13 protein-coding genes are annotated in these 15,150 nt (G+C 68.9%); 8 read left to right on the top strand and 5 right to left on the bottom strand.

The features are described from left to right. Positions 1-23: 23 nt before the first annotated feature. Complete coding sequence (locus V5B60_RS18345; protein ID WP_332348961.1) at positions 24-815, bottom strand: phosphatase PAP2 family protein; 792 nt, start codon at positions 813-815, stop codon at positions 24-26. Between the two features lie 214 nt (positions 816-1,029). Between V5B60_RS18345 and V5B60_RS18340 the strand changes: the two genes are divergently transcribed. From V5B60_RS18340 to V5B60_RS18330, 3 genes are all read left to right on the top strand, one after another. After that, on the top strand, positions 1,030-2,001 hold the full coding sequence (locus V5B60_RS18340; RefSeq protein ID WP_332348959.1) for a c-type cytochrome: 972 nt from the start codon (positions 1,030-1,032) through the stop codon (positions 1,999-2,001). A gap of 249 nt (positions 2,002-2,250) precedes the next feature. Next, positions 2,251-2,814, top strand: a complete 564-nt coding sequence (locus V5B60_RS18335) for an acetate uptake transporter (RefSeq protein ID WP_332348957.1) — start codon at positions 2,251-2,253, stop codon at positions 2,812-2,814. A 110-nt stretch (positions 2,815-2,924) separates the two neighbouring features. After that, complete coding sequence (locus V5B60_RS18330) at positions 2,925-3,479, top strand: cache domain-containing protein (RefSeq protein ID WP_332348955.1); 555 nt, start codon at positions 2,925-2,927, stop codon at positions 3,477-3,479. A 121-nt stretch (positions 3,480-3,600) separates the two neighbouring features. On the opposite strand, the gene V5B60_RS18325 is transcribed toward V5B60_RS18330, so the two are convergent. The 4 genes from V5B60_RS18325 to V5B60_RS18310 form a co-directional block, all read right to left on the bottom strand. Next, positions 3,601-4,482 carry an alpha/beta fold hydrolase gene (locus V5B60_RS18325; RefSeq protein ID WP_332350626.1) on the bottom strand — a complete coding sequence of 294 codons (882 nt, stop codon included), beginning with the start codon at positions 4,480-4,482 and terminating at the stop codon, positions 3,601-3,603. A gap of 38 nt (positions 4,483-4,520) precedes the next feature. Further along, positions 4,521-5,132 (bottom strand): class I SAM-dependent methyltransferase, encoded by a 612-nt coding sequence (locus V5B60_RS18320; protein WP_332348953.1) that lies wholly within the window; start codon positions 5,130-5,132, stop codon positions 4,521-4,523. A gap of 168 nt (positions 5,133-5,300) precedes the next feature. Further along, positions 5,301-5,819 (bottom strand): O-acetyl-ADP-ribose deacetylase, encoded by a 519-nt coding sequence (locus V5B60_RS18315; RefSeq protein WP_332348951.1) that lies wholly within the window; start codon positions 5,817-5,819, stop codon positions 5,301-5,303. Positions 5,820-5,836: 17 nt separating this feature from the next. Continuing rightward, positions 5,837-6,196: a thioredoxin family protein gene (locus V5B60_RS18310; protein ID WP_332348949.1), complete on the bottom strand. Its 360-nt coding sequence runs from the start codon at positions 6,194-6,196 to the stop codon at positions 5,837-5,839. Between the two features lie 191 nt (positions 6,197-6,387). On the opposite strand from V5B60_RS18310, the gene V5B60_RS18305 reads away from it, so the two are divergent. The 5 genes from V5B60_RS18305 (at position 6,388) to V5B60_RS18285 (ending at position 15,094) form a co-directional block, all read left to right on the top strand. Then, positions 6,388-6,924: an Hsp20/alpha crystallin family protein gene (locus V5B60_RS18305; protein WP_332348947.1), complete on the top strand. Its 537-nt coding sequence runs from the start codon at positions 6,388-6,390 to the stop codon at positions 6,922-6,924. 51 nt (positions 6,925-6,975) lie between these two features. Further along, entirely contained in the window at positions 6,976-7,275 is a 300-nt protein-coding gene (locus V5B60_RS18300; protein WP_332348945.1) for a c-type cytochrome, read from the top strand. Between the two features lie 204 nt (positions 7,276-7,479). After that, positions 7,480-7,947, top strand: coding sequence for an OmpA family protein (locus tag V5B60_RS18295; protein WP_332348943.1), 468 nt, complete (start codon positions 7,480-7,482; stop codon positions 7,945-7,947). A 194-nt stretch (positions 7,948-8,141) separates the two neighbouring features. Continuing rightward, positions 8,142-8,984, top strand: coding sequence for a caspase family protein (locus V5B60_RS18290; RefSeq protein ID WP_332348941.1), 843 nt, complete (start codon positions 8,142-8,144; stop codon positions 8,982-8,984). Positions 8,985-9,112: 128 nt separating this feature from the next. Beyond that, positions 9,113-15,094 carry a CHAT domain-containing protein gene (locus tag V5B60_RS18285; protein ID WP_332348939.1) on the top strand — a complete coding sequence of 1,994 codons (5,982 nt, stop codon included), beginning with the start codon at positions 9,113-9,115 and terminating at the stop codon, positions 15,092-15,094. The last annotated feature ends 56 nt before the right edge of the window (positions 15,095-15,150 follow it).

Raw genomic sequence — 15,150 nt, 5'->3', positions numbered from 1 at the left:
CTCCCGTCGCGGGCAGTTGCGGCTCAGTCACCGCCGCTGGCGCACCGCCGGCTGGTGCCGGGCCAACGCGCCGCGGCTGCCGCCGGCGCTGCCGGGAGCAGGTGGCGGGCAAAGACGGCCAGCAACGCGACGAGCACCGCGCTGGTCAGCCAGGCGGTCCACAGCGTGTGCGTCAGAAAGTGCTGACCGCGCATCTGTTGCACCCAGCCGAGCAGCAGACCGACGCTGCTGCCGCCGGCATAGGCCAGCAGCGCCTTGCGCGGCGAGTGCGGCAACCAGAGGACGGCCAGCGCCGCCAGCCACATGCCGGCGCTGGCATGGCCGGCGGGGAAGCACTGGCCGGCCGGCCAGTCGGCCGGGACGGCGTCGAGGATGCGGAGGAAGGGATGGCTGCCGTCGTAGCGTTCGATCCCCCACGGGCAATGCATGGCCGAGCGTGCTTTCAGGCTGCGTACCAGCATGGGAGCGAAGGTTGCCGCCAGCGCCAGCAGCCGCAGCCGCGCGCGCCCGGCTGCGCCGAGTCGCGGCCACGGGCGCACGAGGTCGAACAGGGCGGCGGCGACGAGCAGGAAGCCGCTCCAGACGAGGACGTTCTTCACCCAGATGTGCATGAAAGTGCGGCCGAACCAGCTCTGGTCCCACGGGAACAGGCCACGTTCGCGATCGAAGTGGAGGTCGGCAAGCCACAGGTCGATGTCCGTGTATTGGCCGATGGCGAGCAGGAGGGCGGCGCTCAGGGCGAGGAACAGCAAGGGCTTGCGGAGGCTTGCCAGGTGCTGCCGGGGTCCGCAGGTGACATGCAGGCTGGAGAACATCGCGTCGGTCCGGCAACGTGGAGGACGGCATCGTGGCGCGCCGTCCTTAAGCCGGCATGAAGCGGTGGCGCGGGCAGCTGCCGGCAGGCGCTGGCGGTGGGCGGTGGAACCCGGCCGCATCCTTGCCGGCCGGAATGATGCAAGGTCGAGGCGACGGTGCGTTGCCGGTCGATCTCGAGCCCCGGTACGGTGCCGAGCACGGAGGAGGGGCTTCGTGCGCCTGCTGACGACCTTTTTGCCGTCCGGGTTTCTCGCCGCCAGTCTGCTGCTGGCCAGTCCGGCAGTGGTCGCCGAACCGCCCTCCTGGGCCTACCCGGTGAACCCGCCGGACTTCGTTCCCCGCCCGGAGGACGGGGTCGCACGCAGCGTTCCCGACAGCGCGGCCCGCTACTCGGTGACGCAACTGCGCGACCGCTTTCTCGCGCCGGTGTGGCATCCGGGCGATCATCCGGCTCTGCCCCGCGTCGTTGCCGAGGGGAGGCGGCCAGACGTCTACGCCTGCGGCTACTGCCACCGGGCTGACGGCTCCGGCGGGCCGGAAAACGCCGACATCGCGGGTCTCCCGGCGGCCTACATCGTGCGGCAGCTCGCCGACTTCGCGAGCGGGGCGCGACGCAGCGCGGTGCCGACGCGGGCACCGATCCGCCTCAAGCTGCACATGGCGCCGCATCTCTCGAGCGAGGAGGCCGCTGCCGCGGCCGAGTACTTTTCACGCCTGCGGCCGCAAAGCAGGCTGCGTGTCGTCGAGACCGGCTCCGTGCCGCGGACGCAGGTCGCGAGCTGGATCCTCGAAGCCATCACGGGCGGTGGCGCGGAGCCGATCGGGCAGCGCATCGTCGAGCTTCCCGAGGATTTCGAGCGGTTCGAGAACCGCGATTCGCGGGCGCGCTTCGTCGCCTACGTACCGCCGGGGAGCATTGCCCGCGGCGAGTGGCTGGTGACGACGGGCGGCAACGGCAAGACGCTGCCGTGTGCCGACTGCCATGGGGCGGGACTGCGCGGCGATGCCGAGGTGCCGCCGATCGTCGGTCGCTCGCCGAGCTACGTCTTCCGCCAGCTCTACGACATCAGGCACGGCGCGCGCAGCGGCGAACGCGTGCAGCCGATGCAGGCCACGGTGGCGACGTTGACGATCGACGACATGCTCGCCATCGCCGCCTACCTGGCGGCAGCGGGTGTCCGCTGACCGATCACGCGCCTGTACTTGTTGTTGTGGAAACACGATTTGCAAGTGATTGAATGGGCTCAAGTTGCGAGTGCCAAAGGGCTGGTCTTGCCGACATCTGACTGGTTCCCGGCTTACCCGTGAGGACAGGATGGTAGTATAATCAAAGCCTTGCGGGGGAAGTGCGACGCTGGACGGGGTGCGCCACCGCAGTTCTCGCGGTGGCTCGTTGCGCGCGCCATCGCTCGTTTTTTTTCAGAGGGGGTAGTGATGGCGGAGCAGAAGCTGGGTAATCCGGCGGTCGTCGGTCTGGCCGGTTTCGGGTTGACGACGATGGTGTTGCAGTTCCACAACGTCGGCTGGATGGGGCTGGGCCCCGTCGTCTGGCTGGGGCTGATCTTCGGCGGGTTGGCGCAGATGATCGCCGGCTTGCAGGAGATGAAGACGGGCAACAACTTCGGCTATTGCGCATTCACTGCCTATGGCTGTTTCTGGATCGCTCTGGCGCTCCTGCTGATCGGCAACCACTACGATCTCTACACCTCGAGCAAGACCGATGTCGGCTGGTTCCTGATCGCCTGGACGATGTTCACCTTCATCCTGTGGATCGGCTCGCTGCGCATTCACGGTGCTCTGGCACTGACTTTCACACTGTTGCTGATCGGCTTCATCCTGCTCGATCTCGCGCATTTCGGCTTTCCCGAACTGACCGTCGTTGCCGGCTACGAGTTGATGGCGACGGCGGCGATGGCCTGGTACATCATGGCCCACATCATCTTCGCCGACGTCTTCGGCCGTGACGTCCTGCCGGTTGGCCGGCCGTGGATTGCCTAGGGTTCGACCGGTCGGCAGCCCGGGTGCCAGAGTGGCCGGCGAGGCCGGCGAGGCCGGCGAGGCCCGGTTCTGCCGACATCCGTGAGAAGGTTCTGAAGGAGCAGGATGCTATGAGAAATGTGAAAGTGATGGGTTTGATCTCGGCGTTTGCCGCATGCGCTTGTCTGCCCTCGGCGATGGCCGCCGAGGCGGACGCAGCGACGGCCGAAGAGGCGGTCAACAACGTTCGGGCGGCAGCCAGGTTCCTGCACGACAAGGGTTCGGCAGGTTATGCGGAGTTCAACAACAAGGACGGCAAATGGGTGTGGAAGGACAGCTATGTCTTTGTCTATGACTGCCGTCGGAACCGGATGATGGCCCACCCCCTGCGGCCCGACCTGGTCGGGCAGCCGATCATGCAGATCACCGACAATTCGGGCAAGTTCATCTTCCGCGAGCTCTGCAAGGTGGGCAGCGAACCACGTGGCGGTTGGGTCGAGTACGCCTGGCAGAAGCCGGGAGCCGGCAAGCTGTCGCGGAAGCTTTCCTATGCCCTGGCGGCGGACATCTCCTTCACCACCGGCATCCAGGTGAGCGCCGGCATCTACGATGAGAAGCTGACCGTACCGGAACTCGGCAAGGAACTCGAGAAGATGTTCGATCCGGCCAAGTATCCAGCCCTCTGACCGTCTGTGCGGGTTGCCGGGCGGCACTGCGCTGCCGTTCGGCATGCTCGCGTTGCCGGCCAGCGCTGGTCGCCGCCGGTTCTCGCCGCGCTGGCGCCTGCGCTGCGGTTCTTGCCACCGCTCATTGCTGACGCGTCGTGCCGAAGAAAGTCTCGACCAGTTCGGCGAGCCGCTCCGGCCGGTCGTGCTGGACGTTGTGGCCGCAATCGTCGATGCGTACCTGCTGGCCGTTGGCGAAGCACTCGATTCGCCGCTGCAGCTCTTCGGGCTGCCTGGCGAAGCGCTGCAGGACGTAGCCCTCGTCGGCCATCACCAGCAGGACCGGGGCCGTCATCGCGCGCCAGCAGGCCATCACGTCGTCGACATGGTAGAGGTGGGGCGAGGGCACCTTGTGCCACGGGTCACAGGCGACCACCAGCCGGCCATCGGGTCGTTCACTGGTGCAGTGGGTGGCGAGAAACAGCGCCCGTTCGGGCAGCAGGCGGCGGTTGAACTGCAGCAGGCGCGCCGCCAGTTGCTCGTGGCTGACATAGGTGCGCATCACGGGTGGTGTGCGCCGGTTGTCGAGCCATTGGCGGATGCGGGCCGGCGCCTCGCCCGCCGCGTTGTTCGGCAGGCCGAGGAAGTCGACCATCAGCAGTGCGGCGACGCGTTCCGGACGGACGCCGCCATAGATGCTCGCCACCCCGCCACCCATGCTGTGGCCGACGATGCGCACCGGCGCGTCGGGGCTGTAATGGTCGAGCAGGGCCTCGAGGTCGGCGTAGTAGTCGGCGAACCAGTAACGTCGGTGCAGCCACTCGCTTTGCCCGTAGCCGCGCCAGTCCGGCGCCAGCACGTGCCACGACTGCCGGAGTGCATCGACGGTGAACTGGAAGCTGGGCGACGAATCCATCCAGCCGTGCAGCATGAGCAGCAGCGGCGCGTCGGGCGGGCCCCAGTGACGGACGTGGTAGGCGAGGCCGTTGATCGGCACCCGCTCGCAGCGGCAGGGCGCGCCCATCGGGGAGTGACGATCGCCAGCGCCCGGCGGCGAAGCGGTCACTTGCGCGTCACCATGAGAAAGATCGGGAAGTCGGTCTGGCCGGCACTCTCGGGCTTCGACACGTGGTAGACGGTGCTGAAATCGATGTCCTGAAAGCCGGCTGCCTGCGCCTCGCCGGCGAGAGCGGCGCGGTCGAAGCCCAGGTGGCCGGTGAACCCCGGGCCGTGGAAGGAGCCATCCTCGCTGTCGAGGTCGGCGACGCAGAGGTGGCCGCGCGTGTCGAGCAGCGTGTGGAGGTCGCGCAGCAACCTGGCGGTATCGGCGACGTGGTGGAAGGTCATCAGCGAACAGATCAGATCGAAGCGTTCGGCCGGCAACGGATCGCTGACGAGGTCGAGTCGCAACGCCTGCAGGTTGTTGGCGCCAGAGGTCGCGATCTTGCCCTGCAGCGTGGCGAGCATGCCGGCCGAGCTGTCGGCGAGGGTGATGTGGCCGCAGTGCGGCTGCAAGGCGAAGCCCAGCAGGCCCGTGCCGCAGCCATACTCGAGAACCCGCGTGCTCTGGCCGGTCGCGACGCGGTTGCGGATTGCTGCGGCCACGGCCAGTGCGCGGCTGACTTTTGCCGGGTCCGAATCCCAGGTCGCCGCACGTGCGTCAAAATCCATCATGTTGTGCTCCATCGTCATCCGCCGCCGATCCCGGCGGCAACCGTGCTCGCGTCATGCCGGCAAAGCGCTGGCCGTGCCATCGACATTGTGGTGCGCGCCCGGTCGCCTTGGCAAGCTGCGCGTGGCGCGGCGGCGCCAGGGAACCGGGCGTCGGGCGCCGGCTGCCTCTCAGGCACTGCCTTCGGCAAGCAGGGTCCGGTAGATGCTGAGGTCGCCGGGCGAGAAACAGCAGAAGAGCACCTCGTGCAGCCGCGGCGCTGCGGGAACGGTTGCGCGGACCGTGCTCACCGCGATTTCGGCGGCTTCGGCAATCGGGTAGCCGTAGATGCCGGTGCTGATGCTCGGAATCGCCAGGCTGGATATCTCGTGCGCGGCGGCCAGTTCGACCAGGCGTCGGTAGCACGAGGCCAGCAGCTCGGCTTCGCGACTGTCGCCTCCACACCAGACCGGACCGACGGCGTGGATGACGTAGCGGGCGGGCAGACGGTAGGCGCGGGTGAGGCGGGCGTCGCCGGTCGGGCAGCCGCCGAGCAGGCGACACGCCTGCAGCAGTTCCGGTCCGGCGGCACGGTGGATGGCGCCATCGACACCGCCGCCGCCGAGCAGCGAGGGGTTGGCGGCGTTCACCACCGCATCCACCTGCAGGGTGGTGATGTCGGCGTGGATCGCTCGCAGCTGGGCCGGCATGGCAGGGGTTCGCCCGCTCAGGCCAAATCCTGGCAGTTGGGGTTGGCCGACTGCAGGTGGAGTGCGGCGAGCGCCTGCTCGATCGTCTCGGCGGCAGCCGGCCGCACCAGGCGGATGAGTTCCTGGCCCTGATGGAGGAACACCAGGGTCGGCCACAGGCGGACGGCGAAGGAACGGCCGAGCGGGCGTCCCGGGCCGTCCTCGATCCGCAGGTGGCGGATCGCCGGGTATGCCGCCAGCGCGGCCGCGAGCGGCGCCTGCAGCGCTTGGCAGTGTCCGCACCAGCGGGCGCCGAACTCGATCAGCACGGGGTCCGGGCAGGCGTCGATCTCGCTGCGCGTGGGTTCGCCCGGGGTCTCGCTGTGGTTGCTTCGCATGATCCTTCCTTCCGGTTCTGCGCCAGCCTTGTTGGGCGAGGGCGCAAGAGCTCTTGATTTCTGATCGGCACATACTATTTTGGTTATGGTAAGGGCGGTTGGGCCGCGGTGCAATTCGCTGCCGCCCGACCGCAGTGGCAGCCGAACGCTGCCGAGAGTGCAGAGGCAGTCATTCTGTCGAGGAGAGAGTCATGAACGACAAGGAAAGCAGTGCCGAAACCCGCGAAGAGCAGGGCGGCAAATCGGTGGCCATGCAGCGCGGAGGCCTGGCGCCATTCAGGGGCTTCGAGGAGCGCTTCGAACAGATGGAGCGGATGATGGACCGGATGTTCTCCGGTTTCTCGCCGGGTCGCTGGATGCGGCCCTTCGAGCGCGAGTGGCCGAGCTGGCTCGAGGGCCCGAGCTTTCGTGCGCCGGCGGTCGACCTGATCGAGCGTGAGAACGAGGTTTTCGTGCGGGCCGAATTGCCGGGGGTGAGCAAGGAAGGGATTTCGATCTCGCTGACCGCCGACTCGATCACGATCCAGGCGCAGAGCAGGCAGGAGGAGGCCGACGAGAAGGGCGACTACCGGCGGCGTGAAATCCGCTCGAACGCGTTCTCGCGTTCGCTGTCGTTGCCGGCCGAGGTCGATACGGAGGCGGCCAAGGCGAGCTTCAAGGACGGTGTGCTGGAGATCAACTTGCCGAAGGCGGCGGCGGCCAAGGGCAGGCAGGTGCCGATCGACTAGGGTTGCGCCCCAGCCAAGCTGCCCGGGTCGTGATCAGCGATGGAGAAGTCCATGTTGCCAAGAGTTATGGAGGTGGTTCTCGTTGCCGCGCTTGCCCTGCCGCCGGTGATCGCCGGCGGCGAGGAGCGGACTCTGGAACGCGGTGAACTGCTGTACGAGACGCATTGCATCGCTTGCCACGACCGCGAGGTACACTGGCGTGACGGGCGGCTGGTCAGCGACTGGCGCAGCCTGCGCGCCGAGGTTCGCCGCTGGCAGGCCATGGCGTCGCTGGGTTGGACCGACGACGAGATCGACGAGGTCGCCCGTTTCCTGCAGCTGCATCACTATCGCAACCTGGCGCCGGATTGAGCGCCGTCGCCACGGCGAGTGCGGCAGGTGGGTCGCAGGTGCTGGCGGCCGGTCGCGGAGGCGGGGCGATGACCTCGCTGTTGGCGGGCAGCCGAGGGGCCGTGGTGCCCGCCGTCCCGGCAATGGGATTCTCGGATCACGATCGGGGGTAGAATTCGCCCTGATCTGGGCGACAGGCCCAGCAATCTGCCTGGGGAGATGAGCATGTCGGCGCAAGACGATGAGGACGAAGTAGCTGGTGTCGTGGCGGGGGTGGTCGGCGGTATCGCGCTCTGTGTCGCGGCGGTTTACTTCAGCGGCGGCGCGTCGCCGGGGTTGCCGCAGGCGACGGCCGCCGTGAGCGAGATCGCACCGGTCGGCGAGCCGTTGGTGAAGGTCTATTTCGCCGTCGACCAGGCAGTCTTCGTCGATGAAGACCACCTGGTCGTGCTGCGGACGAAGCAGGTGCTCGCCGAGAAGCCGCTGGCGATCGTCCTCCTGTCGGGCTTCCACGATGCATCCGGTGATCCGAAGCGCAACGCCGAGCTGGCCCGCTTGCGTGCCGTTGCGGTGCGTGACGTCCTCGTCTCCGGCGGCGTTCCGGCGCTGCGCGTGAAGCTCCGCCGCCCCGAGTCGACTCTCGGCAGTGGCAGTCCGGAGGAAGGTCGCCGGGTCGAGATCCGCGTCCAGTAGGCAAGTGCCGGACCGTGGCAGAAGCGAGCTCCGCGCGGGCTCGCTTTTTTTCGCCCGCCGATTTTCGCCGCGTGCGCAGTGGCGCGTCCGCCGTGGGCGCACGGGATTGCCCCGGCAGGGGTTGTCATTCGCCGGACGCTTGCTACACTGAAGATCGCAATCCCCGATAAATCATCAGATCACAGGAGGCAGTCATGAGCAAGCGCGCGCTTTGCATCGGCATCAACAACTATCCCGGCACGCACATGGACCTGAGTGGCTGCGTCAATGATGCCAACGACTGGGCGGGCGAACTGGCGGCGCGCGGTTTCGCCGTCAGCAAGCTGCTCGACAGCCAGGCAACCAAGGCGGCGATGGTCAGTGGCATCCAGTCGTTGATCGCTGCGGCAGTCAGTGGCGACGTCGTCGTGATCACCTTCTCGGGGCATGGCACCTATGTCCCGGACCTGAATGGCGACGAGCTCGACGGGCTCGACGAGGCACTGTGTCCCTACGACCTGCAGACCGGTGGCGGCGCCCTGATCGACGACGAGATCAACAGCCTTTTTGCAGCGCGCAAGGCGGGCGTGCGGCTGCAGCTGATTTCCGACAGCTGCCATTCGGGGACGGTGACGCGGGCGGCGCTGGCCGATCCCGACGCCGAGGACGCGCCGCGACCGCGCTTCATGCCGATGGGCAACTGGCTGCCGGCCGACCAGTTGCCGCGTGGTTTCAGCGGTCAGCCTTTGACGAGCGTGCAGGTGACCTCGGGTCTGTCGCCCTTTGCCGGGGCGCTGTCGCGGATGGCTGGCGACCTGCTGCTCGCCGGCTGCAAGGAAGGGCCGAACAACTTCAGTTACGATGCCAGGATCGCTGGCCGGCCGTGCGGCGCCTTCAGCTACTATGCGTTGAAGACGCTGCGCGCGCTGCCTGCCACCGCCACCTATGCCGACTGGTATGCCCGCATCACGCCGGCCTGCCTGCCTTCGGCATCGTACCCGCAGACGCCGCAGATCTTCGGCAGCGCCGACGCGCGACAGCGCCGGATCTTCAGCTGAGCGGTCGCCCCTGGGGTACGCGCGCCATGCGCCCGTATCCTGCGGCAGCTCTGCTTTGATTGACGCCGGCAGTGGCCGGCCCGTTCGGGGTTCATCCGTCTCGCGCGGCGAGCCTGAAGGAGGACAAGATGTCGTCGACCACCATTCTCGATCTGACCGCCACACCGCAGGACGAGGCGCCCTTGCCGGCACTGCTGCGCAACGTCCGGCGCGCCACCGATGCCGGCGATGATCCTTTCATGCCGCCGGGCTACCTGCAAGCGCGCGCCTGCTTCGAACTCGGCGCGACGGCGCGCGGCGCCGCCGCCGTCAGCCAGAAGTTCGAGGTGCAGGCGGACGAGGTGCTGGTCATCGAACTGGCCGACGGCGGCGTCCTGATCACCAGCGCCAGCGAGCTGCAGGGCTCGCTTGCACGCAGTCGTCCCGATCTGCTCGGCGGCCAGGGCGAGATCCTGTTCGACCGGCTGCGTGCTGACGGCGCGGCGACGCGCGGGCTCGCCGCCGATCTCGTCGGCGGCCTGATCAGCCGGGTCTTCGCGCTGGCGGTCGGCGCCAGCGAAGACGCGATCATCAGCGACGCGCGGGCGAAGCTTGGCGAGCTGACACGGGGCAGGGCTTCCGAGGCCATCGAACTGGGGGTTTCCTGGCTCGGTACCAAGGCCTTGATGTGGGCCATCGAGAAGCGACTGGAACGGCAGCCGGGGATCTATTGCTGGCAGGCGGTGCAGGGTGCCGCGGCAGCCGAGTCGGACGAGCAGGCGCGGGCGCGCGCGCAGCGGGAGCTGCAGGCGGCTGCTGCCGTGGGTGAGCCGGTCCTCGTCTTCGTCCACGGCACGGGGTCGAGCACACGCGGCAGCTTCGGTGACCTGCAGCTCGACGAGCGCGAACTGTGGAGCATCCTCGAGCGGCAGTTCGACGGTCGCATCTACGCCTTCGAGCACCGTACGCTGTCGGAGAGCCCGATCGAGAATGCGCGGCAGTTGCTGGCAGCGCTGCCGGCAGGGCTGCGGCTCAGTCTGGTGACGCACTCGCGCGGTGGCCTGGTCGGCGATCTCATCTGCCTCGAAAACTTCGACAGCCTGATCGAACACTACCGCTCCGACCTGCCGGCGAGCGGCGAGACCGACACCGCCGCGGCATCGGTCGTGCAGCGCGAGCTTGGCGACGCGCACGGCGAACAGCGGCAGCTCCTGCGTGCCCTGGCCGGCGAGCTGGCAGAGAAGAAGCCGGTCGTGCAGCGCTACGTCCGCGTCGCCAGCCCGGCGCAGGGCACACGGCTGGCCAGCGGCAACCTCGACGTCTTCCTTTCCGGGTTGTTGACGCTGCTCGGGCAGATCCCGTTCTTTTTTGGCAACCCGCTCTATTCGGCCTGCAAGCGCGTCGTCCTCGAGATCGCCCGCCGCCGGACGAGCGCCCACCTGGTACCGGGTCTCGAGGCGATGCTGCCCGAGTCGCCGATGGCGCGCCTGCTGCGCGACGCGCCGGTACGTCCGGGAATCGAGATGGCGGTGATCGCCGGCGACATCGAGGGTGGCGGCATGCTGCAGCGCCTGGGGGTGCTGCTGACCGACTTCCTGCTCTTCGACAACCTCGACAACGACCTGGTCGTCGATACCGATTCGATGTATGCCGGAATCGCGCCACAGGCGCGCGCGCGGGCGCTGTTCGACCGTGGCGCGGCGGTGTCGCACTTTGCCTACTTCAGCAACCTCGACACGCGCGCCGCGCTGCGTGACTGGCTGGTGAGCGACGACGTCGGGTCACTGGCGGCGTTCCAGCCGTTGCCCGGGCCTTTCGCCGATGCTGCGATGCCGGCTGCCGGGCTGCGGCGTGGTGGCGAAGCGGCGGCCGATCTGCCGGTGGTCGTCGTCCTGCCGGGCGTGATGGGCTCGCATCTGCAAGTCAAGCGCCGAGACCGTGTCTGGTTCGATCCGCTGGACATCGCCAGCGGCGGTCTCGACAAGATCGCCTGGGGGCAGCCGGAAGTCGAGGCGGAGGAGCTCTTCGGCATGTTCTATGGCGATCTGTGCAAGTTCCTTGCCGCCAGCCACCGTGTCGAGTGCTTTGCCTATGACTGGCGGCAGCCGCTCGACGTGCTTGGCGAACGCCTGGCGGCGCTGCTCGATCGGCTGCTGCAGGAGACCAGGCAGCCGATCCGCCTGTTGGCCCACAGCATGGGTGGTCTGGTCGTGCGCGCCTGCATCCACCGGCGGCGGCCGGTGATGGATGCGCTGATGGCGCGGCCGGGCGCGCGGCTGGTGATGCTCGGCACGCCGAACCAGGGTGCTTACTCGATGGTCGAGAATCTGCTCGGCAAGGGAGATACGCTGCGCTCGCTGGTGCGCCTCGACGTCCGGCACGACATGCGCGAAGTGCTGCAGCTCGTCTGCGGTTTCCGTGGCGCCCTGCAACTGTTGCCGAAGCCGGGTTTCGTCGACTGCTTCCAGGGGCAGCCGGACGGCGGCCTGAACGGGCAGCAGCTGCAGCGGGCCGAGACCTGGCAGGGCTACCGGCCGAAGGTGAAGGATTTCTGGTTTGGCGACGGCAACTCGGCGACCCCGAGCCAGGCCGAGCTCGACGAGGGTAGCTGGCTGTGGCGGCAGGATGGCGATGCGACGCCCACCCTGCCGAAGGAGTACGAGCAGCAGTCGGTCTATGTCTTTGGCGTTGCGCGCAACACGCCGTGCGGCATCCGCGAGGAGAAGGGGCGGCTGAAGCTGGTCGGCACGCCGCAGGGGGACGGCACGGTGACCTGGGCCTCCGGGCGGATCGAAAACATCGGCAGCTACTATTACATGCCGGCGCAGCACGGCGACCTGCCATCGACCAGCGAGTACCATCCGGCGCTCGCCGAGTTGCTGCACAGTGGCGCCACCGGTGCCCTGCTGCGCAGTCCGCCGGCGGTGCGTGGCGACGGCGAGGCGCGACCGGTCGTCTATGATGCCGGACCGCCGACGCTGGCGAGCGGTGAGGCGGTGGCCGTCGGACTGCTCGGCGGCGCGCCGCGCAACCGTGTCGCAGCGCGTTCGAAGCGCCGCCTGGAGGTGGCGGTGCGGGCGATGGACCTGCGCTTCCTCGATCTGCCGATCCTGCTCGGTCACTACGAGTCCGATCCGATTTCCGGCGCCGAGGCGCTGATCGACCGCGAATTGCTCGCCGGTGATCTCGGCGAGCGCTACAACCTTGGCCTCTATGCCGGACCGCGGGGCAGTGCGACCGTCGTCTTGCGGCTGCCGAATGCACAGGAAAGGCGCCGCGGCAGCCTCCGCGGTGCCGTCGTCTGTGGCCTCGGGCGCTACGATGGCAGCCTCAACATCGAGGACCTGACTGCCGCCGTGCGGGCGGGCGTGCTGCGCTATCTGCTGCAGGCGATCGACGTCCTCGGTGACGAGGATCGCGACCTGCCGCTGGCGACGCTGCTGCTCGGCTACAACTCGTCGGCCAGCGTTTCGGTCGCGGCTTCGGTCGAGGCGCTGGTGCGCGGGGTCGTCGAGGCCAACGCGCGTTTCCACGAGGCAACCCGGCGTCAAATGCGGGTGAGCCGGGTGGAGATCGTCGAACTGTACCAGGACACCGCGATCACCGCCGCCTACGCCTTGCGCCGGGTGCCCGAGCGGCTTGCCGGTGTGCTTGGCCGGCACGGGGTCGCCCTCGTCTGTCGGCCGCAACTGCAGCAGGGTGAAGGTTGGCGGCGGCGCCTGTTCGACCGCAGCGGTTCTGCCTACTCGTACTGGCCGCGGCTGATGATCACCGACGACGCCGATCGGCGCGAGCCGCTGGCGGCGGCTCCGCCGCCGGTTGCTGTCGCGGCGTCCGGTGAGGCAGCCGGGCGGCCGCTGCGGGTGACGCGCACGGCGGTCAGCGATCGCCTGCGCTTTCTCTACGTCGGCCAGCGGGCGCGTGCCGAGTCGATCGTTCATCAGCGTCAGCCGGGCCTCGTCGAGATGCTGGTGCGGCAGCAGATCCACAGCTCCGTCTGGCAGGAAAGCTTCGGGCGCGCGCTCTTCCAGCTGATGGTGCCGAACGACTTCAAGGACGCGGCGCGGCAGCTCGAGCGGATCGTCCTCGTGGTCGACGAGTACACGGCGAACCTGCCGTGGGAGCTGATGTTCGCCGACTCGCCGGGCGGCGGCGGCGAGAAGCTGCCGTTGGCGCTGCGCACGCCGGTGGTCCGGCAGTTTGCCACCGCCGAGTTCCGGCGGCAGGTGCGGCAGGGATTCGAGCGCCGCGCCTTCGTCGTCGGCAACCCCTCGGTCGAAGGCTTCACGCGCGCCTTTCCCGACCCGCGGCGGCCGGATGCAAGCAATCCGCCGCCCTTGCCGGGCGCCGAGAGCGAGGCGAACGAAGTGGCAGCCCTGCTGCAGGCGATGGGGTATCAGGTGTTGTCGGCGATCGGTGCCGACTGGCGCGCCTGCGACGTCCTCACGCGACTGTACCAGGAGAACCACCGCCTGCTGCACATCTCGGCGCATGGCGTCTTCGACCAGCTGCACGCCGATGGCCGGCGGCGCAGCGGCGTCGTCCTCTCCGACGGGCTGCTGCTGAGCGCGGCCGAGATCAGGGCGATGGAGACGGTTCCCGAACTGGTGTTCCTGAGTTGCTGTCATCTCGGCAGGATCGACACCGCCGTGGCTGCCGACACGGCGCCGGAGGCGACCGTGCGCGACGGCAACCTGCTCGCCGCCAGCGTGGCGCGCGAGCTGATCGACTGTGGCGTGCGCTGCGTCATCGTTGCCGGCTGGGCGGTCGACGATCAGGGGGCACTGGTTTTCGGCAACGCCTTCTACCGCCATCTGCTGGTCGAGCGGCTGCCTTTCGGCGAGGCAGTGTACGAAGCGCGCAAGGCGGTGTGGAAGAGCAACGCGCAGGACATCACCTGGGGTGCCTTCCAGGCCTATGGCGATCCCGGCTGGCGGGCCGAGCCGAGTCTGGAGAGTGGTGGCAACGCTGAGGCGGGCTACGCTTCGGTCGAGGAACTGCTCGATGAGCTGGTCAGCCGGCGGGCCAGTCTGGCGCGCGCCAGCCGCCAGCAGACGCGACGCGAGATCGATGCCTGCGCCACGAGTCTCCGCCGCCTGCTCAAGGAGCGGTGCCCGGCTGGCTGGCTGCGCCTGCCGTCCGTGCAGTTCGCGGTCGGCGCACTGTGGGCCGACCTCGGCCAGTTCGCCGAGGCGCGCACCTGCTATCTCGATGCCTTGCGCAGCGACGATGACGCAAGCGAGGTGCCGATCGGCGCCATCGAGCAACTGGCGAACATCGAAGCGCGCCTTGGCGAGGCCAGCGCCGATGCCGGCCTGATCGAGAGGGCGTTGGCACGCCTCGCCGATCTCGATCAGGTCGTTGCCGCTGCCGGCCGGCAACAGGATGCGGCGGCGCCGGCGACGGCGGGTGGGGAGCGCAGCGCCTTGCGCGGTGGCGCCGCCAAACGCCTGGCCAGTCTCCATGCCACCCGCCTGCTCGCCGCGTGGCACGAGAGTGGGGAGCGGCAGGCGGTGGACACGGCTGCGGTGGCGGCGATGGACGGCGCGCTGCTGGACAGCGTGCGCTCTTACGCAGCCGGCGAGGGCAGGCCGGGTGAGCGCTCGTTCCGCCCCTACCATGTACTCAATCGCCTGGCCCTGCAGGCGCTGTTGCCGGATGACGGGCAGCGTGCGGCGGCAATCGCGCTCGCCGAGCACTGCCGGCAGGGCGTCACCGCCGGCAACGCGGGCGACGGCGGCGCCTGGGGTGCGCTCGTCGCGGCCGAGGCGCTGCTGGTCGAGCGGCTGCTCGACCAGCAGCTGCTGCAGGCCGGTGAACCCGGTGAGCGGGCGCATGAGGAAGTCGCCCGCGCCTATGACGAGACGCTGGCCAACCTGGCGCTGAGGCCGCGCGATCTCGACTCGATCGTCAGCCAGATCGGCATGCTGTCACGATTCTGCGCTGCCCGTCGGGTGAGCACTGGCGATTCGGGGTGGCAGCTCGCGGCCGGGCGCCTGGACGCACTGGCCGAGCACGTCTGGCCAGGCAGCGGACGACGGGCGGCCGGCGCCGCAGCTTCGCCGGCGGCCGGCGACGTGCCGCCCCGCTCCCGCCGGCCGCGCCGCACGCGACCGGCAGGCGATGTCTAGCGCCGCCCGGCCGCGGCCGCCGCCAGTGCCACCGTCCGTCGCGCCGAGGAGAAACC

The organism is Accumulibacter sp. (assembly GCF_036625195.1).
In the GTDB taxonomy this organism is placed as follows: domain Bacteria; phylum Pseudomonadota; class Gammaproteobacteria; order Burkholderiales; family Rhodocyclaceae; genus Accumulibacter.
Note: the sequence above shows the minus strand (reverse complement) of the source record. Positions and strands in the feature narration are given on the sequence as shown.